Annotated in this window: 17 protein-coding genes; 7 read left to right on the forward strand and 10 right to left on the reverse strand. The window is 60.7% G+C overall.

Annotated features, from left to right (window positions below; genetic code table 11):
• Window positions 1–5 precede the first annotated feature (5 nt).
• Complete coding sequence (locus ACQKEK_RS18880) at window positions 6–221, reverse strand: hypothetical protein (RefSeq protein ID WP_499143391.1); 216 nt, start codon at window positions 219–221, stop codon at window positions 6–8.
• Between the two features lie 317 nt (window positions 222–538).
• On the opposite strand from ACQKEK_RS18880, the gene ACQKEK_RS18885 reads away from it, so the two are divergent.
• From ACQKEK_RS18885 to cynS, 5 genes are all read left to right on the forward strand, one after another.
• On the forward strand, window positions 539–1408 hold the full coding sequence (locus ACQKEK_RS18885) for a helix-turn-helix transcriptional regulator (protein ID WP_499143389.1): 870 nt from the start codon (window positions 539–541) through the stop codon (window positions 1406–1408).
• A gap of 1186 nt (window positions 1409–2594) precedes the next feature.
• On the forward strand, window positions 2595–3830 hold the full coding sequence (locus ACQKEK_RS18890) for an exonuclease SbcCD subunit D C-terminal domain-containing protein (RefSeq protein ID WP_499143387.1): 1236 nt from the start codon (window positions 2595–2597) through the stop codon (window positions 3828–3830).
• A complete protein-coding gene (locus ACQKEK_RS18895; protein WP_499143385.1) occupies window positions 3827–7483 on the forward strand; it encodes an AAA family ATPase in 3657 nt (1218 codons plus the stop codon). Before ACQKEK_RS18890 ends, ACQKEK_RS18895 begins: the two co-directional genes overlap by 4 nt.
• A gap of 239 nt (window positions 7484–7722) precedes the next feature.
• Window positions 7723–8484 (forward strand): phytanoyl-CoA dioxygenase family protein, encoded by a 762-nt coding sequence (locus ACQKEK_RS18900; protein WP_499143383.1) that lies wholly within the window; start codon window positions 7723–7725, stop codon window positions 8482–8484.
• Between the two features lie 118 nt (window positions 8485–8602).
• Window positions 8603–9052, forward strand: a complete 450-nt coding sequence (gene cynS / locus ACQKEK_RS18905; protein WP_128120896.1) for a cyanase — start codon at window positions 8603–8605, stop codon at window positions 9050–9052.
• Here cynS and ACQKEK_RS18910 read toward each other — a convergent pair whose 3' ends face one another.
• The 3 genes from ACQKEK_RS18910 to ACQKEK_RS18920 all read right to left on the reverse strand — a co-directional run bounded on the left by ACQKEK_RS18910 (window position 9053) and on the right by ACQKEK_RS18920 (window position 12090).
• Window positions 9053–9604, reverse strand: coding sequence for an ankyrin repeat domain-containing protein (locus ACQKEK_RS18910; protein WP_128120897.1), 552 nt, complete (start codon window positions 9602–9604; stop codon window positions 9053–9055). It lies immediately after the preceding gene.
• 74 nt (window positions 9605–9678) lie between these two features.
• Window positions 9679–11217, reverse strand: a complete 1539-nt coding sequence (locus ACQKEK_RS18915; protein WP_499143380.1) for a catalase — start codon at window positions 11215–11217, stop codon at window positions 9679–9681.
• A 192-nt stretch (window positions 11218–11409) separates the two neighbouring features.
• Window positions 11410–12090 (reverse strand): c-type cytochrome, encoded by a 681-nt coding sequence (locus ACQKEK_RS18920; protein WP_499143378.1) that lies wholly within the window; start codon window positions 12088–12090, stop codon window positions 11410–11412.
• A gap of 355 nt (window positions 12091–12445) precedes the next feature.
• Here ACQKEK_RS18920 and ACQKEK_RS18925 point away from each other — a divergent pair, with 355 nt between their 5' ends.
• Together ACQKEK_RS18925 and ACQKEK_RS18930 are read left to right on the forward strand one after the other, a co-directional pair.
• Window positions 12446–12928 (forward strand): acyl-CoA thioesterase, encoded by a 483-nt coding sequence (locus ACQKEK_RS18925; RefSeq protein WP_128120900.1) that lies wholly within the window; start codon window positions 12446–12448, stop codon window positions 12926–12928.
• A gap of 157 nt (window positions 12929–13085) precedes the next feature.
• Window positions 13086–13427, forward strand: a complete 342-nt coding sequence (locus ACQKEK_RS18930; protein WP_046163872.1) for a zinc ribbon domain-containing protein YjdM — start codon at window positions 13086–13088, stop codon at window positions 13425–13427.
• 207 nt (window positions 13428–13634) lie between these two features.
• Here ACQKEK_RS18930 and speA read toward each other — a convergent pair whose 3' ends face one another.
• From speA to ACQKEK_RS18960, 6 genes are all read right to left on the reverse strand, one after another.
• Entirely contained in the window at window positions 13635–15548 is a 1914-nt protein-coding gene (speA, locus tag ACQKEK_RS18935; RefSeq protein ID WP_045430274.1) for an arginine decarboxylase, read from the reverse strand.
• Window positions 15549–15668: 120 nt separating this feature from the next.
• Window positions 15669–16040: a translation initiation factor Sui1 gene (locus ACQKEK_RS18940; RefSeq protein WP_499143375.1), complete on the reverse strand. Its 372-nt coding sequence runs from the start codon at window positions 16038–16040 to the stop codon at window positions 15669–15671.
• 390 nt (window positions 16041–16430) lie between these two features.
• Window positions 16431–17519: a glycine oxidase ThiO gene (thiO, locus tag ACQKEK_RS18945; RefSeq protein ID WP_499143373.1), complete on the reverse strand. Its 1089-nt coding sequence runs from the start codon at window positions 17517–17519 to the stop codon at window positions 16431–16433.
• A gap of 54 nt (window positions 17520–17573) precedes the next feature.
• A complete protein-coding gene (locus ACQKEK_RS18950; RefSeq protein ID WP_046163874.1) occupies window positions 17574–18026 on the reverse strand; it encodes a type IV pilin protein in 453 nt (150 codons plus the stop codon).
• Window positions 18023–23005, reverse strand: a complete 4983-nt coding sequence (locus ACQKEK_RS18955; RefSeq protein ID WP_499143371.1) for a PilC/PilY family type IV pilus protein — start codon at window positions 23003–23005, stop codon at window positions 18023–18025. The genes ACQKEK_RS18950 and ACQKEK_RS18955 overlap by 4 nt, the downstream gene beginning before the upstream one ends.
• A 21-nt stretch (window positions 23006–23026) precedes the next feature.
• Entirely contained in the window at window positions 23027–23518 is a 492-nt protein-coding gene (locus tag ACQKEK_RS18960; RefSeq protein ID WP_052724767.1) for a pilus assembly PilX family protein, read from the reverse strand.
• Between the last annotated feature and the right edge of the window lie 2 nt (window positions 23519–23520).

Below are 23520 nucleotides of genomic sequence, written 5' to 3' on the forward strand. Positions count from 1 at the left end.
GAGAGTTACGGGGCGCGTGCCAACTCGTTGCGCATGTCTTCCAGAAGGGTCTCAACCAGCAGGCCGTTCTGAACCTGTCGGCCCGACATCATCCGAGTGGCCTCGGTGCCGTTGAACGGATAACCGACACGGACGACCAGGTAACCGTCTTCTTGCGGTTCCACGCGGGTCTTGTAATCAGGCGGAAAGTTATCGGCAAGGTGACGGGACAGGGTTTTCATGGGGGCCTCGTGCGCTGGGTCTGAAACAAAGACCCTGCTTTACACTCGGAGATTCCAACCACTCATCGGATGGCTGTTCATCGGCAACGAAACTGTAACCACCCCTCACTTCCGTTCGTTAGCACCGTAAGCCAGCCACGCCAGAACGCCCATTCCGGCAAAGGCAGTCAACGAAAAAATAAGCGCATTCAATAACAGGCTCATGGGGCGCTCCTCTATCTGCTTGCTTGAAGTACGCCCTGAATATATGTAGCTTCGCACGACACGTCGAGTCACCCGATAGTCGCACGTAAACATTTCCAACAGATGGGGCGCGCATGAAACGCAAGCAATCGATCAGTCAGGTTCGCTGGGATCTGGCACTGCGGTACCGCCTGATCGAGACGATTGCATGGTGGGAAGGCCGCCTGACCACGGGTCACCTGATGCAGAGTTTTGGCATCAGCCGCCAGCAAGCGTCGAAGGACATCAACACCTACCTGAACGAACATGCGCCGGAAAATCTTACATATGACCGCCATCTGAAAGGCTATAAGCCGAGCCCGCAGTTCGAGCCGCTGTTCATCGATGGCAGCGCCAGCGCCTACCTGCACCTGCTGGATCAGAACCGCGACCGCGCCCCGCATATCGAAGGCCTGGCGCTGGCTTACGCCCACACCGAAGTGCTGCACATGCCTGACCGCAGCATCCGGCCCGAGGTGCTGCGACCGATTCTCAAGGCCTGCCGCGAAGGTCTGCGACTGGAAACCGAGTACGTCTCCCTCGCCCACCCGGACGTGGAGATCCGCGTGATGGCGCCGCATACCCTGGTGTTCACCGGCACCCGCTGGCATGTGCGCGCCTATTGCGAGAAGAACCGTGGCTTTCGCGACTTCGTCCTCAGTCGCTTCCGTGGCGAACCGGACCTGATGGATGAAAGCGAGAACAGGCTCGAGCAGGACGAAGCCTGGAACACACCGGTGGATGTGGTCATCGAGCCGGATGTGCGACTCAGTGCGGAGCAGAAATCCATCATCGAAACTGACTACGGCATGCAGGATGGCGAGCTGCGCATCGCCACCCGTGGCGCGTTGGTGCAGTACGTATTGCAGCGCTATCAGATTGATCCGAATACGGTGCTGGCCAATGCGGCGGCGCAGCAGATTCAGGTGAGGAATTTGCAGGGGTTGAAGGGGTGGTTGTATTGATGAGGCTGGCGACTTGTACCGCTTTTCGTAGGAGCGAGCTTGCTCGCGATCAGATGCTGGTGGCGCGCACACTTTCGTATAACGCCGCGCTTTCCTCGTCTGAAACTACAGGTTGCGCCTTGCACGGCGCCTGGCTGGCTTTCGTTTCGTTGGCGCATTCGATTGACCGGGCTGGCGGATGCATTGGTTTCGCCCTGCTGGGCGAGTCCCTTTTGGCAATGGCCGGATGGCCGGCCCCGCCCAAAGGAACCAAAAGGTCTTGCCCCTGCACCGGACTAGGCGTCCCCGGTTCGCTGCGCTCGTCTCCCCTCATTCCATCCGCGCTCCGGGGGCCGGCGTACAAGGGCCATCCATGCCGATGGCGGCCCCGACCCTTTACGCCTCTCACGGCATCCATGCCGCTCACTCCCCTCCACGCGGATTCCATTCGGTCTCCTGAAAGGGGCGTTCGGCGGCGTCTGCTGGTTAGTTCGTCAGCAAACAAGCAAAGCGTGCTTCTTTTGCTGTTTGCGAAGTTTCAGACAACTCGGACCCAATCCCCCTTCAGGAGGCCGAGCGTAGGCGCTGCGCAGGGGGACGCGAGGCATGGATGCCGAGGGAGGACCTGGCCCTCGTACGCCGGCCCCCGCAGCTTCGTAGGATGGAAAACTGCGAGGCATTTTCCACCACGATTGATCCCACAATTGATATCGGACCTTGCCCACCAAAAGCGGTGGGTAAGCTTCGCGTTACCCACCCTACATACAGCCCTTACAACCGTTTCGTTGCACGCCCCATCAGACACCACCGGATCGCCCCTTTCAGGAGGCCGAGCGCAGGTGGCGTGGAAGGGGTTGAGCGGCATGGATGCCGCGAGAGCGGCGTTGGGCCATGGATGGCCCGTCGCCGCGGGCTTCTGGAACGTCACCGGAGCGAGGGAACCCCGGCGCAGCCGGGGCCGGATGCAGGGGCAAGCGTTTTTGCTTACTTTTTCCGCGTCTGGAAAAAGTGAGTCGCCCAGCAGGGCGAAACCAATGCCTCAGCCAACATCGGCAATCGGGCGCCCCCAACGAAGCGAAAGCCAAATAGCTTCGCGAGAAAAGACTCGGGGCGCCACTCGCCCCAATAATCCTACCCTGAGTTCCATGCCCAGACGTTCGCATCCAGTCGCGCCCCGCTGCGACTCCAACGAAAAAAGCCCCCTCTTATGCGCCTGATCCACACTTCCGACTGGCACCTCGGCCAGACCCTCCACGGCCAGGACCGCGACTACGAACACGCGCAGTTCCTCGCCTGGCTGCTCGACCAGCTAACCGTCCACCAACCGGACGCCCTGCTCATCGCCGGCGATATCTTCGACACGGTCAACCCGCCATTAAAAGCCCAAGAACGCCTGTACGACTTCATCGTCCGCGCCCACGAAAAGCTGCCGCAGCTGGACATCGTGATGATCGCGGGCAACCACGACTCCGGAGGCCGCATCGAGCTGCCAGGGCCCTTAATGAGGCGCCTCAACGCGCATGCCATCGGTCGTATCAGCTGGCTGGCGGACCATAGCCTTGACCACGGTCGGCTGCTGGTGCCGCTGCACGATGCCAAGGGCGACGTGGCGGGCTGGTGCCTGGCCCTGCCCTTTCTGCGGCCGGCGGAAGTTACCGGCGGTGAGGCGGGCGAGGACTACATGGCCGGCATACGCCACGTGCACCAGCACCTGATCGCCGCGGCAGAAGCGCAGCGCCAGCCCGGCCAGGCGCTGATCGCCATGAGTCACGCCCACATGGCCGGCGGCGCGGTGTCGGAGGACTCGGAGCGCAATATCGTCATCGGCAATGCCGAGGCGTTGCCCGCCAGCCTGTTCCCCGAGCCCATCGCCTATGTTGCCCTCGGCCACCTGCACAAGCCGCAAAAGGTCGCAGGACAGGAGCGCATCCGTTACAGCGGCTCGCCCCTGCCACTGTCGTTTGGCGAGATCAATTACCCGCATCAGATCCTGCTGGTGAGCTTCGACGGCGACAGGCTTGCCAATGTCGAGGCGCTGTCCGTACCCCGTGCGGTGGAGATGATCCGCATCGGCCGCGCGCCACTGGCCGACGTCATCAGCCAGCTCGAATCGCTGCCGCCGGTAGGCCTGTTCGCCGAGAACCTGCCCTGGCTGGAAGTGCGCGTGCAGCTCGACGAGCCACTTCCGGACCTACGCCAGCGCATCGAAACGGCGATCACCGGAAAGGCCTGCCGTTTGGTGCGAATCGCCAGTGAATATGCAGGAAAACGCGGCGAGGCCGACTCGGAGGTGCTGCTGGGCCTCGACCAGATCACTCCTCAAGAACTCTTCGCCCGCGCCTGGGAAGAACAGTTCGGCAACCCGCCGGATGAGCAGGCACTGGACGACTTCGCCAGCCTCTTGCAAGGCGTTGAGTTCGAAGGTGAAGGAGACGCCCGATGAAGATCCTCGCCATTCGCCTGAAGAACCTCGCCTCGCTGGCAGGCGAGCAGGTCATCGACTTCACCGCCGAACCCCTGGCCAGCGCTGGCCTGTTCGCCATCACGGGGCCTACAGGTGCCGGCAAGAGCACGATTCTCGATGCGCTGTGTCTGGCGCTGTTCGGCAGTACGCCACGTCTCGATGGCGCCTCGCTGCTGAGCAAGGTGCCCGACGGTAGCGACGAGATCGGCAGCGGCGACGAGCGCAACCTGCTGCGCCGGGGCTGTGGCAGCGGCTACGCGGAAGTGGATTTTGTCGGCGTGGATGGCCATCGCTACCGCGCCCGTTGGGAGGTCAAGCGCGCCCGCGAAAAGGTCGACGGGCGCCTGCAGGCCAGCAACCAGAGCCTGATGGACCTGGACCGTGACCAGCTGCTGGCAAGCGGCAAGAAGCGCGAGTTCAGGGAACTGCTCGAAGCCAAGCTCGGCCTGACCCTGCCGCAGTTCACCCGCGCCGTGTTGCTGGCGCAGAGCGAGTTTTCCGCCTTTCTTAAAGCCGACGACAACGACCGCGGCACCCTGCTGGAAAAGCTCACCGATACCGGCCTCTACAGCCGCCTCGGCCAGGCAGCATTCGAAGCCGCCAAGCGCGCTCGCGAAACGCTCACCGCTCTGCAACAACAGGCAGGCGGCGTACAGCCGCTCGAACCCGAAGCACGCCAGGCACTGGAAGCCCAGCACCAGACGCAACTGGCCGAACTCAAGGCGCTGCAACAACAGCTCGAAACGCTGAAACAGCAAAGCCAATGGCTGCAGGAACTGGCCCGCTTACAAGGCGATCACGAAACCGCCCGGCAGCAGCTAACCGATGCTGAATCCGAGCATGAGAACCTGGCCGATGCCCGCCGCATCCTCGGGCTGTTCGAACTCCTGGCGCCGCAGCGGCATCGCTTCATCCGCGAGCAGGAGCTGGCACCGCTGCTGGCGAAGGTTGAGGAAAACCTGGCTCGCCATGGTCGCGAGCACAGCGCAGTCCAGCAGCGGCTCGACGAGCTGGAGCATCTCTGCAAGACGTCGACCGATGCGTTGAAAGCAGCGGAGCAGGCGCTCAAATCTGCCGAACCCCGACTGATTCAGGCGCGCCGCGAAGAAGAGCGCCTTAGCCATCTGACCAATGACCTGGGTGACGCGCGGCGGCAAACCGAACACGCCGAAGCCGCGAGCAAGGCCGGCGAACAGACCCTCGCTCAGCTGCGACAGCAACAGGAACAGGCCGCTACCCAACTGGCGGCCTTGACCGAAGGGCTCGCCCGCAGCACCGAATTGCAGCCGCTGTGCGCCGCCTGGAATGGCTACCGGCCGCGCTTTCAACAGGCCGTGCAAATCGCGGCGCGCCTGCAACAGGGCCGTCTGGAACTCCCCGCTCTGGAAACTGCTGCCAAGACCGCCGAGGCCGCACAGGTGCAGGCACGCCAGGCACTCGACGAACTGCAAACTGGGATTGGCGGTGTGACGGGCCTGGCTGAACAACTCGCGCAACTAAGCGCGCAGCTCGACGTTTGGCGCGACGCGCACCACGAAGGCGAAAGCCTGCTGGGGCTCTGGTCCCGCCAGCAGCAACTGGCAAATCAGCAACAGGCATTGCTCGACGAGCAAAGCCGTCAGCAGCACGAACTCAACGCCCTGACGCAGGCCGGCAAACTCGCTCGAAGCGAGCGGGACGACGCGGAAAAGGCGCTCAAGGTGGTGCAGGCCCTGCTGGAGCGCCAGCGCCTGGCCCGCAGTGCCAATGTCGAGGCCTTGCGCGCGGCGCTGGCCCCCGGCGAGCCGTGCAGCGTCTGCGGAAGCCTCGAGCATCCCTGGCATAACGGTAAGGCGCTGCTCGCCGCCCTCGATCAGGGCGACGAGCATGAAGTCGAGCAGGCCCAGCTGCAGCTCAAAAGTCACGACGAAAAACTCCAGGCGCTGCGCGACCAGCACATTGCCCTGACCACGGGCATCAAACAGAACGCGCAGCGACACGCAGAAATCGCCGATGAGCTGGCGAAGCTGGAGCCGCAACTGACCGCACTGCCCCTTTATACCGAGCTGCTGAAAGAGCCGGAAACCGGGCGCCACTTCTGGCTGGACACGAAACTCGCCACGCTCAAAACCGAGATCACCGCAGCCAACGTCCGCCAGCGCGAACTGCTGGCGCTGCAGCAGCGCAGCGAAACCCTGCAGCACGCTTGGCAAATTGCACGCGACGCCTGCGTTCAGGCGAGCCAGGCCCTCACCGGCCAGCGCGACGCCATATCCCGCGATGAGGGACGATTGGATGAGGAGCTGGCCGAATTCGCCAGCCTGCTACCGGCCGCCCTGCTCAGCCGTTGGCGCGAGGCACCGGCCGAAACCTTTATGCAGCTCGACAGCCAGATCGAAGCCCGGCGCCAGCAGATCGACCAACAGGCTGAGGTAGCTGAGGAGCAGCAACAGCGCCAGAGCGCACTGGAACGTGAGCAGCTGCAGCAACAGAATCGTCTCGATCAGCAAAAGGCCTGCGCGGCCCGCCTCAGTGAACTCGAAGCCCGCGAGCGGGCCTGTCGTCAGAGCCTGCGCGACAGTCTGGGCGAGCAAGCCAGCGCCGCGGCCTGGCAGCAGCAACTGGAGAACACGATCCAGATTGCTCGCCAGCAACAGGCCGACATTGACCGGCAACTCAACGAAGCGCGCGTCGAGCTGACCCGGCTTGCCAGCGAGCAGCAGAACTGCGCCGGTCGCCGCGACGAGCTCTTGGCCGAACGCAAAACCCTTGGAGAAGAACTTGCCGCCTGGCGCGCTGCACATCCCGATCTAGACGATGCGACCCTCACCCAGTTGCTGCAACTGGACGACTCATTGCTCGCTGAAGCCCGCGAACGGCTGCGCGCCAACACCGAACTGCTCGCCCGCAGCCGTGAACGGCTGGACGGCTGCACGCAGCGGCTGGCCGCGCATCAGGCCGGGCAGCCCGATGCGCCGGATGGCGAAACCCTGAAACGCCAGTACGCGGAGCAGGAAATCAGCTGCAATGCCGCCGAGCAACGCAGCGCCGAAACCCGCGCCGCGCTGCTCGACGATGATCGCCGACGCAATCAAAGCCAGGCTTTGCTTCAGCAGATCGCCGAGGCGACGGCTGAAAGCCAGCGCTGGGGCCGTATCGCCGCACTGATCGGCTCCAGCGACGGCGGCGCCTTCCGCAAGATCGCCCAGGCCTACAACCTCGACCTCCTGGTGCAGCACGCCAATGTGCAATTGCGGCAGTTGGCTCGTCGTTATCGGCTCAAGCGAGGCGGCAGCCCGCTGGGGCTACTGGTGATGGATACAGAGATGGGCGACGAGCTGCGCTCGGTGCATTCGCTGTCGGGTGGCGAGACCTTCCTCGTCTCGCTGGCCCTGGCGCTGGGGCTGGCCTCGATGACGTCGAGCAAGCTCAAGATCGAATCGCTGTTCATCGACGAAGGCTTCGGCAGCCTCGACCCGGAATCCCTGCAGATCGCCATGGACGCCTTGGATTCGCTACAGGCTCAGGGCCGCAAGGTGGCGGTGATCTCACACGTGGCGGAGATGCATGAGCGCATCCCGGTGCAGATTCAGGTGCAGCGACAGGGCAATGGTCAGAGCGGGTTGAGGATCGTCAGCGGAGCGGGCGTCTAGAACTCAGGCAAACTTGACGGACTTGAGCAGCAGCTTCGCTGTCATTCGAGGCTAGAAGCGAACCCGGCAGACGCCGCTTGTGGCTGCGCGCCGGGGTTCGCACAAGGAAGGGTGAAACGGGCTCACCGCTTGTGGCCGTGTGCCTGCTGCGACGACAGGTCATCACCAGCACCAGTAGGATACGAACCCTAGCTTTCAACAAACTGTCGATAACGGTGAACGTTACTGAATCGACCGCCATGTCACCCAGCCGCAGCACCGCCGAGCAGTTACAGGCCATGCACCAGCAGGGCTTCGTTCTGCTGCGCCAGGTGTTGCAGCCGCCGCAGGTTGAGGCTGTGCGAACGGCCATCGATCGCCTCGAACCCATCCACTGGGACTACCAGGGTCTGGTCGACGATCACTACAAATGCGTCTTTAACCGTGATCCGTTCTGGCTGCCCCTGCTTGATCTTCCTGGTGTAATCGAGTTGGCTGAAGCCTGTCTCGGCACGGATTGCCATGTCATCGGCCAGACTGCCTGGCGCAGCCATCCGGGCTTCGTTGGCGGTGAACTGCATGCCGATTACCTTGCTATGGAGCTGCCCGAGCGCTGCTTACACGATCCAGCTTTCGAGCTGCCGATGCAGGTCTGCACGGCGCATATTTATCTCGACCAGATCGATGCAGACCTCTGCCCTACCCTGGTGATACCCGGTAGTCACCGGTCCGGTCGCAAACCACGCACGGGTGAAATCCACTGGCAGGGTCGCGAGGCACAGCCAGTGCTCTGCGAAGCAGGTGACGTGCTGGTGTTTCGCAGCGACCTCTGGCACGCCGGCAGCCGCAACCGCACGCCTGACCGCAGCCGCTACCTGCTGCAGGTGCATTACGGCCGCCGCATGGTGGCGCAGAAGTTTTCGCCCTACCTGCAGTGGCGCTTCAACCCGGACGTGATAGCCGCTGCCACGCCGAGGCAGCGGCGTCTGCTCGGCGAGCATGAGCCGTCGGAATACGATTGAGCCGGCTGGGTAAGGCGCGGCCAGCCCAACAGGCAACCGACTGGCACATCCTCTGCATCGGCGTGTGCGTCCAGCCGCAATACGCGGCTCGCTCACTCCAGTCGAAGAGGAACCCCCGATGATTTCCTGCCGTAGCCAAGTTACCCAGATGATCGTTTCTGCCAAGGTCCGCAAGAACCTCAAATGGACCCAGGTCGCAGAAACCATAGGCATGTCCAAGGAATGGACCACCGCCGGCTGCCTGGGTCAGATGGCCTTCGACAAAGCCCAGGCAGAAACCCTCGGCAAGCTGTTCGAGCTGCCAGACGAAGCCGTCGCCTGGCTACAGATCGTGCCCTATAAAGGGTCACTGCCCACGTCCGTGCCCACCGATCCGCTCATTTATCGCTGGTATGAGCTGGTCAACGTCTACGGCAGCACCATCAAGGAACTGATCCACGAAGAATTCGGCGACGGCATCATGAGTGCCATCGATTTCTCCATGGACATCCAACGCCAGCCGGATCCCAAGGGCGACCGGGTCAACGTCGTCCTGTCGGGCAAATTCTTGCCGTACAAGAGCTATTGATCAGCGGGTACGGATTTCCCCACGCGCCAGGCTCTCGACCTTATTGCCCATCGGATCGCTTGCCTCGAGATCGGCCCCGCGCTCGCGTAGTGCTTGGAGCAAGGCATCCCGCTGGAACAGCGCGGCATACATGGCCGGGGTCTGGCCTGCATGGTTGCGCTGATCGGGGTCGCATTCGGTGGCCAGCAGGCGCTTGGCGATGCGCAGCTCACCTTTGAAGATCGCGCCCATCAGGGCGGTGTTGCCGCGCGCATCCTGGGCACAAGCATCGGCGCCGGCAGCGATAAGCCGCTCCACCGTGTCCGGATGACCGTTGTAGGCCGCCAGAATCAACGCGGTGTAGCCCTTGTCGTCAGCAGTGTTGAGGTCGTATCCGGCCTGGATGAACTCGTCGAGCACTTCGTTATCGCCGAAACGCGCTGCGTTGAAGAAGTAATCGCGTAGCTGGATCTGGACCTGCTCGGCGTCGCTCGACACCGCGTTCAGTTCCGGCGCGGCGATTGCCTGCCCACTGCCGAGCAGCAAGACAGCCATCAGATAAAAGCACTTCATGCTCTGCTCCTGAAATAGATGACCCGAGCCGGGCTCGGGTCAGTGCCGTCGTGCGTGGCGACAGCCGTGCTGCATCAATCCTTCAGGTTGGCGGCCAGCGCTTTGACTCGCTCGAGGTCGGACTGGGCGACCCTGGTCAGGCCTTCGCCGTATTCGGCATCGGCCTTGTAGAAGTACGACAGCAGGAGGTAGCGCGCTTCCTGATCAGCCTTAGCCAATTCGCCACCCAACGTGTTGATCAGATCCGTCTGCTCCTTCTTGCTGAATGAGCGATACAGCTCCCCGGTCTGCTTGAAGTTCTGCTCGCGGTAGATAGGCGCCTGTTGGGTGGTGCCGGTCAGCGCAGTCTTGCTGTAGACCGCCTGCGGCGTTTCCTCGCGATTTTCGCGGCGGCTCGGCTGATAGTTGACACTGGTGGAGGTATGCCCGCTATTCAGCTGCCCATCCTGGTTGCCGTTGTTGACGGGGACCTTGGGACGGTTGATCGGCAGGCTCATGCCGTTGGCGCCGACGCGGTACATCTGGGTATCGGCATAGGAGAACAAACGACCTTGCAGCAGACGATCCTCGGACGGCTCGATGCCAGGCACCAGATTGGCCGGGGCCATGGCGACCTGCTCAGTCTCTTGGAAGACGTTGTCCGGGTTCTTGTTCAGCACCATCTGACCGATCTTGCGCTCCGGAACGTCGGGCCAGATCTTGGTGGCGTCCAGCGGATCGAAGTCGAACTTGGCCAGATCCTCAGACTTGAGCACTTGAATGTAGAGATCCCACTTCGGATAGTCGCCCCGGTCGATGGCGGCGATCAGGTCCGCGGTCAGGTGGCTGTAGTCCTTGCCCTGCATCTCCTGGGTTTCCTTCGGATCCAGGTTCTTCAGACCCTGCAGGCTTTTCCAGTGAAACTTCACGTAGTGCACGTCGCCCTGATCATTGATCAGCTTGTAGGCGTGAACACCGTTGCCGTCCATCATCCGGTAGCTCGCCGGCGTGCCCTGGTTCGAATACAGCAGGGTCAGGGTGCGAGTGGATTCCGGATGGTGAGAGAGGAAATCGAAGCGACGCGTGTCGTCATCCAGATTGGTGCGCGGATCCGGCTTGAACGCGTGGACCATGTCCGGAAACTTGATCGCGTCGCGGATGAAAAAGGTCGGAAAGTTGTTACCGACGAGGTCCCAATTGCCGTCTGCCGTGTAGAACTTGGTGGCGAAGCCACGGGGGTCACGTAGGGTTTCCGGCGAATGAAGGCCATGCACAACGGCGGAAAAGCGCACGAATACCGGCGTCGTGCTGCCCTTTTCAAAGACTTTGGCCAGGGACAAATCTGAAATATCGTCGGTGGCGGTGAATTCGCCATGGGCGCCCGTACCGCGCGCATGCACCACTCGCTCAGGTACACGCTCACGGCCGAAGCGCTGCAGCTTCTGCAGCAGCTGCACATCCTGCAGCAGGGTCGAGCCGTTGGGGCCGGCAGTCTGCGAGTTCTGGTTGTTGCCGACGGGCGCACCATTGTCGCGGGTAAGAGGAGCCGCATGGGCAGAAAGCGAAAGTACGCTTGCGGCAAGCACACCGAGCATCAATCGCGAAGGCGAAAAGCCAAGCAGGTTTCGGTACATCGTCACGTCCTTTTCTAGTTTTAGGTTGCGTCGCGCAACGCTGAGCAAGACTAGAAGGACGGGCTCTTGGGCCCCAATTGAATAAGCGAAGCGGCGTGATAGCCAGATTCTGGTTGTTTCACGCCTCAAGATAGGCGACGCGCACCAGCACACAAGAGAGCGGGTGTATCAATGGAGGCGTTGCGGATGAGGTCAGGGCGTACTTGATCCGAGCAGCTGCGCGGCGGCCTGCTGCTCTTGCTGTTCACTCAGCTGCAGCTGCGTCAGATAGGCGGCCAGGGCCTCTATGTCGGCCTCGGGCAGCTGGCCAGCGATGCCAATCATCACAGAACCGGCTCGGCTCGGGTCATTGCTGCGGAAACGGCCGAGGGCCTTGCGGATGTATTCATCAGGCTGACCGGCCAATCGCGGCATGGTCTCCTTGCCCTGCGCATGGCTGCCGTGACAGGCGGTACAGGTGCGCTGAAACAACCTTCCACCACGCTGGACCAGCGCCGCATCCGACGCAGCGGCAGTAGGCTCGACCTTCTGCTGACTGAAGTAGACGGCGATGTTGACGCGGTCTTCGAGCGACAAGCTTTTCGCCAGTTTCGACATCACGAAATCGACGCGCTCGCCCTTGGCGAATTTTTCGAAGGAATGGAACAGATAGATCGGATTCTGCGAGGCCAGATTGGGAATATGCGGGCGCTTGCTGTTGCCGTTTTCGCCATGGCAGTAACCGCAGAAGAGCGCGCGTTCTTGGCCGGCCGCATACGCCTGCTGGCGCCGGGACGCATCGCCCATTACATGCTGAAAGCGCTCCATTGCCTCTTCGCTGGCATGGGCGAAAGGAACAAGGCAACTAAGCAGAATAAGGCTGAATAAACGCATGGCAAGTCCGGCGCTGAGGTGTGATGAGGCGTGTATGGCAGCCTCCGGACTATAGGGAGAAAAACAGTCGCGATACTGGCGCAGGTCAATAAAGCCGCACACCACCGCACTGGATTTCCGGGCACGAGCAGCTGTTCGCAACATCCGTACGTTTCATAATGCGCACCGCAACGGGCGGGCACGAGCGACCATGCTGAACCCCGTTCATCAAAGGGCGATGAGGCAACACCGGCCTGCGCGCTATTGCCACATTGACCACCCGAAAAAAAACGGCTGATGGCGCAGATTTCTGGGCCACAGCCGTCTCGTATTCGACTAAAGTAGCAGCCCTTTTTGCCAGCACGAGCCGCGCAACATGCTTGATGGACATGCCGAACTGACCATGACCGTATTGATGACCCCGGACAAGGCCAACTTTTCGGGCAACGTACATGGCGGCACGCTGTTGAAATATCTGGACGAAGTGGCCTACGCCTGCGCCAGCCGCTATGCCGGCCAATACGTGGTGACCCTGTCGGTCGATCAGGTGAATTTCCGCCAACCGGTGCATGTTGGCGAGCTGGTGACCTTTCTCGCCTCGGTCAACTACGTCGGCAACACCTCTATGGAAATCGGGATCAAAGTAATCACCGAAGACATCCGACAAAAAACGGTTCGTCATACCAATAGTTGTTTCTTCACGATGGTGGCGGTTGGTGAAGACGGCCGCCCCGCCACAGTGCCTCCCCTGGAGCCAAAAACACCCGACCAGAAGCGTCGTTTCGCCCAGGCCCAGCAGCGCAGACAGATTCGCCGGGAGCTGGAAGAGCGCTACCGCGCGCTCAAAGACGACTACTGAGCCCTGCTGGCTGCCAACCTCCGCCTTCATTCGTTCAGGCGGAGCGGGCAGCGATTCTCGTTTGGTTCGCAAGCTTCCACGTCCTGGCGCACCCACCCGCGAGCCGATAAAACCCTATACAATCCGCGGCTTTTCGCATCGCCAATGAGGATTCGCCGTGAGCGCTTTGCCAGCCTGCCCCCAATGCAACTCCGAATACACCTATGAAGACGGCCAGATGCTGGTCTGCCCGGAGTGCGCTCACGAGTGGTCGGCAAATGCTGCAGAGTCCTCTGGTGAAGACGAAAAGCTGATCAAGGATTCGGTGGGCAACACGTTGCAGGACGGCGACACCATCACCGTGATCAAGGACCTCAAGGTCAAGGGCTCTTCGCTGGTGGTGAAGGTGGGCACCAAGGTCAAGAACATCCGCCTGGTTGACGGCGACCACGACATCGACTGCAAGATCGACGGCATCGGTGCGATGAAGCTGAAGTCGGAGTTCGTCAGGAAGGTTTGAAGCGAAAAGCTTCGCGCCGGGGCGGCCCTCCCCCCTAAGCAAAAAACCACACCGCGCGCTCTGGTGGGAGGCGCGCCCCGCGGCGAATGCAGTCCGTAGGGTGGATCGCGCTTCATCGATCCACCGAGCGGAGCCACGGTGGATGTAAAAGGCGACATCCACCCTACGGTCCTTCGCGCCGCCGCGGCGCTCCTACAGCTACCCCGATCAGGGCGTCAGGTAGGAAGAACGTGTCAGTCCCAGCCGCAACGCATCGATGTACTGGGTGCGCTCCTTGGCGCTGAGCCGCGCACTGGAGACCTTGTCGCGGTAGTAGGTCATCAGCTCTTCGGGCGACAGGTGCACGTAGCGCAACATGTCTTCGATGGTGTCATGGGTCTCGATGCCGGCGTGGTAGAAGGTGCCATCCTCGCGCTGATAGACGTTGACCGAATCGGTATCGCCGAACAGGTTGTGCATGTCGCCGAGAATTTCCTGGTAGGCGCCCACCAGGAAGACGCCTAGGAAGTATTCCTCTCCTGCCTGGATCTCATGCACCGGCATGCTGTTCTCGATGCTCTGCTCATCCACGTAATGCTTGATCTTGCCGTCAGAATCGCAGGTCAGGTCCTGCAGCACCGCGCGGCGCACCGGTTCCTCGCTCAGACGCTGCAGCGGCACGATCGGCAGGATCTGGTCGATCGCCCAGGTGTCCGGCAAGCTCTGGAATACCGAGAAGTTGCAGATGTACTTGTCGGCCAACTTGTCGTTGAGCTCATCGAGCACCGCGCGGTGTGAACGCTGGCGCGCCTTGAGCTGGTTGTACAAGCGGCGACAGATGGCGAAGTAGCTCTGCTCGGCCAGCGCCTTTTGCGCCAGGCTCAGCTTGCCGGACGCGTATTGCGCTGCGGCCTCGCTCATGTAGTGAGTGGCGCGCCAGTAGGTCTCGGTAACCATTTCAGGATCGGTTGGGCCGAGCAGATCGGCCAGCGCCTGAACGATCTCGGGTAGTTCGTCGTAGTTCTCGATGGTTGGCGCTTCGTCGTTGTGGCGCTCGAAGTCCGTCACCTGCATCACCAGCACGGCGTGATGCGCCGTCATAGCCCGGCCGCTTTCAGAGAAAATGTGCGGGTGCGGCAGCTCCTGGCGATCGCAGAACTCCTTGAGCATCCCGACCACGGTGCCGGCGTATTCATCAATGTCGTAGTTGATCGAGCTGGCATTGCGCGAGTGCGTGCCATCGTAGTCGACACCGAGGCCGCCACCCACATCGATATGATCGACAGGCAACCCGAGCGCACGCAGCTCGGCGTAATAACGAATGGCTTCACGGAAACCGTCACGGTAGTCCGCCAGGTTGGCAATCTGCGAGCCCATGTGGAAGTGCAGCAGCCGCACGCCCTGCTCCACGCCTGCGGCGCGGAAGCGCTCGATCACGGTGAGCAGCTGTGCGGCTGAAAGGCCGAACTTGGACTTTTCGCCACCGGTATCGGCCCACTTGCTCGAAGCCAGCGACGAAAGCCGCACGCGCAAACCAACCTGCGGGATCACCTTCAGCTCCGCCGCTTCCTCGATGACCATGCCCACTTCCGACATCTTCTCGATGACGATGAAGACGTTGTGACCGAGCTTCTGCCCCATCAACGCCAGGCGGATGAATTCACGGTCCTTGTAGCCGTTGCAGACGATGGTGCCGCCCTTCGGCGCCAACGCCAGCACGGCCATCAGCTCCGGCTTGGAACCCGCTTCGAGGCCGATCGAAACATTCTGCGTGGCGATGATGTTCTCGATCACCGCCTCTTGCTGGTTGACCTTGATCGGGTACAGCGCGGTGTACTTGCTCTGGTATTCGAGGCGCTCGATATTGGCATCGAAGGCACCGGTTAGATGACGCACACGGTCCTGAAGAATGTCCGGGAAGCGCACCAGCAGCGGCAGGGTCAAGCCAGCGTCGCGTAGCTGCTCGATCAACCCGGTGAATTCAACCGCCGCGCCATTGGGACCTTGCGGGCGCACTTCGACATGACCGTCATCACTGATCGAAAAATAGCCGGCCCCCCAGTGGCGAATACCGTAGACGCTTCGGCTATCCGCTGCGGTCCACTGGCTGCCGTCATCTTTACGTGTGCGTCTTACAGGCATCTAGGCCTCCTGCGAAATGGGATGAGTCTGTCGAGCATGGTGCGACAACAGGGCTATCTGGGTTGGACAGCCGGCGCGCCGGGAAATAAGCACACGCGCCTGATTGAATTGATCAGACGTTCAACCGCCTGACTTCTTGGCTTTGAATCCGCGCTTGATCAGTTCATCGATGAGCAATTGAACATGGTCGCCCTGGATCTCGATCACGCCTTCCTTGAGCGAGCCGCCTGTACCGCAGCGACGTTTGAGTGCGCTCGCCAAGTCCTTCAGCTCAGCTTCGGCAAGTGGCACACCTGTAACAGTCGTGACCGTCTTGCCACCCCGTCCTTTGCTCTCCCGGCGAACACGAGCGATGCCGTCGCCTTCGGGTATCGTGGTCGTCTTGCAAATACAGGCATCTAGCGGTTGACTGCAATCTGGGCAGTGGCGCCCCGCGTCGGTGGAAAACACCAAACCGCCAAGGCCGGCAAGGGACGTGGTTTTCTTGGCCACACACAACCTCTTGAACACAGAAATCGGCGCGACAAGGCTCAGCGCCATAAAGCCGTCCAATTTAACAGCAAAACCGGCGCACTCGAAGGGCTGCGCAGCGCTTTGCTGCAAACACCGCCGAATAGCACGACAGCACCGTACTGTGATGAATGCTGCGTTCAGACTGCTGAAAGACCCGCCGCTCTGTCTCTTGAACATCGGTCACGCATACGTAAACGACGGGCGTTTGTGTGAGGTTCAATCCGCGGCGAATGCCGACGCGCCTCAGCCCAACAGTATCGGTGCCGGACATGACGATTCAACGAAACGACGCGCCCGACAATCAAACCCAACCAGCGCCGAGGTGGTCATCAATTCACCGTACGCACCAGATCCTTGGCAGTATCGGAATCAGAGTCGACCAGCAGGAGCGTACGGCTCGGGATCGATGCAAGGCGACCGATTCATAATCAGATCCGTCAATAGCTGGCATGAAGCAGGCGCCAATACCAGCCCGTTTCGGAAATGTCCGCAGTTAAGCCAAAGCCCCTCGTGGCCCGGCACCGGCCCTATGTAAGGAATGCCCTCAGGCGAAGCAGGACGCAGACCCGCCCAATGCTTGACCACTGTTGCATCAGCCAGCCCAGGAAGCAGCTCAATGGCCGTCTCTCGGAGGCTTTCCAGGGCATCTTCGGTTGGCGTCTTGTCGAAACCGACATCTTCCAGAGTGCTGCCCACGAGAATGTGACCATCACGTCGCGGAATCGCATAACGCCGCTTGGCCAGCACCATGCTCGGCAGGAAATCTTCGGCGCACTTGAACAAGATCATCTGGCCCTTCATCGGCTTGACCGGAAGCTCGAGCCCAAGCGTTGCAAGCAGCCGCCCACTCCAGGCGCCCGCCGCGACGACAACCTGCTCGGCACGCATCTCACCCTGCGCAGTTTGCACACCGACGACTCGCGCTCCGTCATTGATGAAACCGCTTACAGGGCAATGTTCGATGATCGTCACATTGGGCAGCCTCGCCAACGCTGCACGCAGCGCCTGTAGCAACCGCGGATTGCGGACATTGGCCACGCCTGGCATGTACACCGCGCTTGAGAAACCATCGCCAAGCGAAGGCACAGCGGTATGTACCTGCTCCATGTCTACGGGGTGCAGCGGTCGACCATGGCGGTGTGCCCAGGCCAGGGCTTGGTCTTCATCTTCCAGATCCAGCCAGTACAGCCCAGTCTCGTGAACCTCCGGGTCGACCCCGCTCTGCTGTAACAGCGTCTCACCGAGCTTCGGGTAGTAGTCCTGTGACCAGTGTGCTAGCGCCGTTATCGCCGGGCTGTAACGCCAAGGATAAAGAGGAGAAACGATACCTCCGCCTGCCCAGGAGGCTTCCTGGCCGGCCGCGGATTGATCAATTACCAGGACCTTACAACCAGCCTGTGCTAGCAAAAAAGCAGACTGGAGCCCTATCGCTCCAGCTCCGATGACCAAGACATTCATAAACCGTTACTCACCTATTTCAAATGGCGAGGTTATAAAACACTTCAGTTAAGGTCACCAGCACGCTTCCAGCGACATCGGGTTCTGAATACCTGTCTGATTGAGTGTCTGGTTGTTGGCGTGGTCAATCTGAAAATCGCCGCAGAGGTCTCCAGCCATGCTTCCAGCACGGGTAGCCCTCAAAACGTAGGTTGAGCGAGTCGGAGTTCCTTCCGCAGCTATGGTGTAATTTGCGCTTCCGCTTTGCGGGGATTGGGTAGGGAATACTGCAGCCAGCCCAGAATCATCTGCGTTCAGATACGTGCTGTTTAGCGAGTAGTGCCGCTCAAGCGCTTGCGCTGCTTCAAGGAGCGTGGCCTTGACCTCTGCGCGCTTTCCTTTACGCAAATATTCCTGATATGCCGGCAAGGCAATCGCAGCGAGGATACCCATGATGGCAATCACAATCATAAGTTCGATGAGGGTAAACCCGAATTGCCTAGTAGCGCGGTGACGTGCTCCTGTCATTGCAACTGTCTCCAAGATTGTCGACCAGTGGCGGCCGTGCCTGCATCTTCCAACGTCACGCCAATGTTGCCGCTGGAGCCGGAGGTGTATTTGTACTCGACTTCGCCACCCGAAATAATCCCTGGGTTGCGGATCAGCTCCTCAAAGCCCTTGCCGCCAACGCTGCCTTGATTTTCGCCATCATCACCCCACTCGGCGAAATCGTCGTCATTTATCACGCCGTCGTTGTTCACATCGAACACCGAGCCTTCGAGGCGACCACCGGACATTGCGTCGACCTCCATCAGCCAACTGTTCCCTCCATAGGCGCACGCGTCGCCGGAGGGAACACTGGTGGCGAAGATGATTTTGCCACCGCGCAATGTTGCGGCAGACGTGACCCGCTCGCCGTCTCCCGTGGTCCCGGTGGGGTACACCAGATTCAAATACCAACCCTGCTTGCGGCTGCTATTAGTGCCGTATTCAAACGTGGAGTCAGACATGACACGCACCGCAAAATCAGCAGCTGAACCAGAGCGGGTGGTGGCCGACGAGGACTCGTAGACAATCGTTTGCTGCTGCAAATCGCTAAGTGCCACGAGCTGGGTCTTTCTGTTCATGTTGACCGAGGTGTGCACATCGTGGTCCCACACACCGTAGAACGACTGGACCGGCGGTTCGTCCCCGACGATCCGGTCGGTGTCGCCCAGGTAGCGGCCCGTGCCGAAATAGAGCATCACACCACCGCTGGGGTGATTGCCGGCGACGAGACGGGTGGTGATCGGCTGACTGGCCTGAGTTGTAAAGATCGGTTTGCCGGACAGCCCAGCCGCCCACGAGGCCTGAGTTGATCCGTTGAGGTCGAATCGCCAGACGTTCCCCTTCATGTCACCCGCGTAAACATAATCCGTAATTCCATCGGCATTCAGGTCGGCCGGAAACACCGCCGACAAGCCGTTGTCCCCGGCTACGCCGACGGGGATTCGTTTGAGCAGCTCACCGGAATTAAGGTCGACGATGAACAGAGCAGCCTGGCCACTCTGGCTGTTATAGCCATTGCCGAAGATGGCGACCCATTTGTCATTAGCGGCGAGACGAGCGATGGTCGGCTGGGTGATGCCCTGCCCAACCTCTACACTGTCCGCTTCCGGAGTATCGGCATTCGGAAACTCCCACAAGACCTTGTTCGGCCCGAAGCTATCAGGATCGGTTACATCCAGGGCGAACACCGAACGCCCGCCAGCTCCCAGGCTGCCCAACAGCACGGTGGCCCAGCCGGCAGCGCTTCCGGTGCCAAGGTAGGCATCCACCACCCGTGCCGAACCATCCACATAGTAGCGATGCTGGTAGGCGGGATTGGCTAACTGGCTGAGCCCGCTGGCAAGGGCGCCAGGTATATAAGCAAGAATTTCCTGCCCCGGGCTCGCGCTGCCGCAGCCTCCTGCGCAGAATCCATGCAACATGCCGTCGTTAGCGCCTGCATAGACCATCGCCTTGCGACTGATGCCAGATTTGAAGGTGCGATAGGGGTTACTGTCGGCCGTCGGCCGCTCCGGCTCACCGATTGGCAGGCGGCTGAAACCGTAGTCTTGATTGCCAACGAATACCGGGTCTGAGTTGACGATGTCACCCAGCAGGCCGGAAGGACGGTCACGGAAGCTGCCGCCGTTGCGCTCCTCTCCCGCGGTGTCGCCACGCAGATAGTTGATCAATGCCTCACTACCCACCGCGGTCTGATAAGTCTCGCTAAGCTCTCCCCACTCAAACTCGACAGCCTCTTCGGCGGCGTGGTCCCAGGTCGCGATCATCCGGTCGTTCTCAGCCGGAATCAGCTCAGAGGCTTCCCAGGCGGTCGAGCCAATAGACCCATTGGCGTTGACGTTAAGCGCACGCAGCTCACCAGACCAGAACTCGCTATTGAAGCGCGCCTGGAAAATTTGGGTTCCGGTATCCAATCGCGTTGAGTTGGTCGCAACCGCCGAAGCCGAAGATGTCTGGATGAGGATATTGTTGAAGGCGCTGGTCAGTTGATCACGCAGGCCTAGCGCGTTGGTAACCAGGTAATAGTTGTCTGGATCGGGATCGGACTCACCGGCGGCGGCACTCGTCCACTCCTCGCGCAGGTCCGGAATGCCGTTGCCGTTACGGTCCTTGAAACCACCCCACTTGGCCGCGTACCACAGCGGGCCCTTGAGGAGCGAGGCCGTGCTGGCGCCACTCGATGTATTGACTGTGAAAGTGCGAGTCGCCTGCAAGGGCAGCTCGCCCGCACCCCGCGGATCCGATGGCGTTGCACGGCTCGGAGGTGTATCCAGCGTATAGGCAGCGCTGACGTCGTCGGCAGCGGGAGTGTCCTCGTCCCGAACTTCGAGATAGACCCCATCTGCGGTGGTACCTGAAATGACGTAACCCATATGCTGCACCACGCTACCGGCCGCGTACTCGGAGGTCAGTTCCAGCCGTAACTGGCTGTCACCGATCACTTCGTACTCATAGCGCACGATCGCATCCATATCGTGGTCGTTGCCCTGTTCGACGTCCTCGAAGTTGATGCGGAAGGTACCGCTGCGTCCATCCTCGGCGATGTCCTCGACATAGAAATCAACAATGGTATTGGTCGGGTAATACGCACTGTATGGCGTCGATCCACTGCCAACGGACTTGCCGAAAGGTACCAGCGTGATGAAGTGGTCGCCTATAGGAATACGGAATTGCGGAAGGGGGGAGGCAAGTGCCACCACATAACTGCTCAACTTCTGGTCGCCTGTGGCAGCGCTGAGGTCGTTGCGCAAACCGTAATAAGCCAGGCCGGCCGAGTAGTAGCCGCCCATCTTGGTCGGTTCGGCCGGAGCGAGGCCTCGAATATTGCCGAACGAAGTCACGGTTTTTGCCGTTGGAGCGCCGTCGCTGACCGCAGCCGACTGGCCAATGAAATGCTGGCGGCTGAAACCCGAGCCAAACTCACCGTTCCAGATCGTTTGCCCCTCGTTCGCCACATTGAGTGACGACAGGCGTGAAGGAGACGCTGTCACGCCATCACCGAACGCCGTGCCGGGCAGGTCATCGGTGTCATAGGAGGGATTAATGTCGCTGATTATCGTCTGGACCGGCGCAGCGCAGCTATACGCGCCCTGGCCGACATAGGGGTTGTCCCAGGTCGCCAACGGCAGCCCGAGCCCGGTTTCGTAACCGTTGGAGCTGACATTGTTGGAAAAAGCCGACGTCGCCGAACTCGCCCCGGCAAAATAGCGCAGGGTTTCGTACATCATTTCGGCGACCGGATTGCCCCACATGTTGCATTCGTTGTTGTTGATAGCCCGGTTGGTGATCAGGCCACACCCGCCGCTGTTGCCGTTCGAACCATGCTGGGATCCGTTGTAGCCCATGAACCCCAAGCGATCGATGGTTTCAATGACGCCGATGACGTCGTCGTCAAACACACCCGTTTCAAGATCAAGCTCGTCGCTGATGTCACCGACCGTGCGCCGCAGCACGCCACCTCTAAGGTTGTTGCGATAACTCCCGGTAAGCAGGCCAAATTTCATCCGCGCCACCGAGGTTTCTTCAGTGGCCGTGCCGAACTCCTGCAAGAGGCCTACCGGCTTGTGGGTGACGTAGCTAATGCCGTCATCAACACGTGTGTAGCTTTGGCAGTTGTCTTCCAGCAGGTCGGTCGCGCAGACCTGAACCCGCACGACATAGTCGGGATCGTCACGCGTAGAGGCCGGTACGGTACGACCATATACCCAGAGCTTAAGGTCTTCAAACCAGGATGCAGGCACTACCTCCCACGTCGTTCCGTTCCTCCAAGCAAGTCTGTAGCTATCGCCCCCGCCTACTTCCTCATGGCGAAACTCGAGATCGTGCTTACCAGCCGTGAGCGTTATGCTTCCAGGGTGGTCACCCAAGGCACCGGAACCGTGCCCACCATACCAACCGGCAACTAGCTGGCCATCGATAAGCACCTCAACGGCGTCATCGCCATCAACTGCGAATTGATAGGTGCCAGCGGTCGGTATCGTGATGGTGCCCTTCAACACGGAGACGTAGTTATCAGCTTGTCCTGCGGTCGTCCCGCTGTCCGCAAGCGCTCCCGCTCCGTTTGCGGTCTTGTTAATACGGGTCCGGGCAACGCCGTCAATGAGTACATTACCCTCCATCCGTTTGATCAGATCCGCAAATTCAAGGCTGGAACTTGGATGGCTCGTATCCACCCCGGCGCCATACACACAGGTCGGCCCGCTACTACCATGTTCGCAACGGTCACCGGCCACCGGGGCTTCGATGGAAACCCACTCCCAGATGCGAAAACGCGAGTTGCGCAGGACGCGCAGAAGAGGCGCATTGCCGCTGGTTGCAGGTGAAGCCCCGATGGTCACGTTGGCGAAAAGATGACGCGTACCAGCCTGAGGGACGGCCAGCGGCGTGTAATTCGAGATGTCATACCCATCGACCGCGACGCTGGTGTACTCCTTGCCCCAACTATGCCCGTCTTGCGGAATCGCGCTGCGTTCGAGCACGGTCGCGCCCGCACCGGCGCTAGTACCAGTATCAACGACGCGCTTGCCGCCATAAAGCACCTTACGCAGCGCATCGATGCGGGACATGGTCACGTAATTGAGGAAATTACCACTCCAATTACCGCTGCAACTGCCATCGAAGCGGCTGTTGCTGGTGGCGCCAACCGGCTCGAAACGGGTATCGCCTTCGACGTATTGGTAACACTTGGCCGAGTCGAAATAGCCGTAGTAGTCAATGTCGTCCGGCTTAAACCGGGTATCGAGCAAACCATCACCGTCAAGGTCCGAAGCGTCGTTATAGGCCTCGTAATACAGCGTGTGGTCACGCCCCATCACCAGCATGTTCAGCGGCGGCACCGCTGCATTGATAAAAAGTGGTGTCTGAGCGATATCGATCGCGGCTTGTACCGAACCGCTAACGACTGTGAGCGCAGCTATGAACACGCCAACACGAACTTTACTTTTGCTGGTTACCGGCATTTTCTGCTCCCTGCCAAGCCGTTATCTACGGTAGGTTGATTGCAACACGACGCGAGCGTCGGGGCTGGCCCCGTAGCCACGGCTGGTCACTCGATAGGAAGAGATGGACTCCTCCGGTTCATCCGCGCCCAGGCCGAACATACCTGTCTGGGTGACTTCCTCGATGATGTACTGGGGCTGGCTGTCGACACCGGCAAGGGTGTCGGCCGGCAAAGCGAGCCAGTTGGTGCTGCCGCTCATGGCCCAATCCGGCACGGAGACACTACCGGCCGTAAACAAACCACTGGCATTGGTCTCGAAGGGCCCGACCACGGCACCCTGCAGGTAACGCTCGGCCGTCCGCAGCCCGGCCTCCGCCGCCTGGAAGGCGACTTCGCGGTCGCGGTTGTTACCCGCCATCCGCTCCTGAAGGATCGAATCTTGGATCGAACTGATGCCGATCATGGTTAGCAACAGAAGAAACACGAGGCTGACCAGCAGGGCCGAACCACGCTGAGATTTCGATACACGCATGA

The organism is Pseudomonas sp. NPDC077408, assembly GCF_050269105.1.
Taxonomy (GTDB): domain Bacteria; phylum Pseudomonadota; class Gammaproteobacteria; order Pseudomonadales; family Pseudomonadaceae; genus Stutzerimonas.

What these genes read in the sequence shown, in the direction of transcription:
- ACQKEK_RS18880 (WP_499143391.1), bottom strand. Translation starts at nt 221, where the DNA reads ATGAAAACCCTGTCCCGTCACCTTGCCGATAACTTTCCGCCTGATTAC.
- ACQKEK_RS18885 (WP_499143389.1), top strand. Translation starts at nt 539, where the DNA reads ATGAAACGCAAGCAATCGATCAGTCAGGTTCGCTGGGATCTGGCACTG.
- ACQKEK_RS18890 (WP_499143387.1), top strand. Translation starts at nt 2,595, where the DNA reads ATGCGCCTGATCCACACTTCCGACTGGCACCTCGGCCAGACCCTCCAC.
- ACQKEK_RS18895 (WP_499143385.1), top strand. Translation starts at nt 3,827, where the DNA reads ATGAAGATCCTCGCCATTCGCCTGAAGAACCTCGCCTCGCTGGCAGGC.
- ACQKEK_RS18900 (WP_499143383.1), top strand. Translation starts at nt 7,723, where the DNA reads ATGTCACCCAGCCGCAGCACCGCCGAGCAGTTACAGGCCATGCACCAG.
- cynS (WP_128120896.1), top strand. Translation starts at nt 8,603, where the DNA reads ATGATTTCCTGCCGTAGCCAAGTTACCCAGATGATCGTTTCTGCCAAG.
- ACQKEK_RS18910 (WP_128120897.1), bottom strand. Translation starts at nt 9,604, where the DNA reads ATGAAGTGCTTTTATCTGATGGCTGTCTTGCTGCTCGGCAGTGGGCAG.
- ACQKEK_RS18915 (WP_499143380.1), bottom strand. Translation starts at nt 11,217, where the DNA reads ATGTACCGAAACCTGCTTGGCTTTTCGCCTTCGCGATTGATGCTCGGT.
- ACQKEK_RS18920 (WP_499143378.1), bottom strand. Translation starts at nt 12,090, where the DNA reads ATGCGTTTATTCAGCCTTATTCTGCTTAGTTGCCTTGTTCCTTTCGCC.
- ACQKEK_RS18925 (WP_128120900.1), top strand. Translation starts at nt 12,446, where the DNA reads ATGCTTGATGGACATGCCGAACTGACCATGACCGTATTGATGACCCCG.
- speA (WP_045430274.1), bottom strand. Translation starts at nt 15,548, where the DNA reads ATGCCTGTAAGACGCACACGTAAAGATGACGGCAGCCAGTGGACCGCA.
- thiO (WP_499143373.1), bottom strand. Translation starts at nt 17,519, where the DNA reads ATGAATGTCTTGGTCATCGGAGCTGGAGCGATAGGGCTCCAGTCTGCT.
- ACQKEK_RS18950 (WP_046163874.1), bottom strand. Translation starts at nt 18,026, where the DNA reads ATGACAGGAGCACGTCACCGCGCTACTAGGCAATTCGGGTTTACCCTC.
- ACQKEK_RS18955 (WP_499143371.1), bottom strand. Translation starts at nt 23,005, where the DNA reads ATGCCGGTAACCAGCAAAAGTAAAGTTCGTGTTGGCGTGTTCATAGCT.
- ACQKEK_RS18960 (WP_052724767.1), bottom strand. Translation starts at nt 23,518, where the DNA reads ATGCGTGTATCGAAATCTCAGCGTGGTTCGGCCCTGCTGGTCAGCCTC.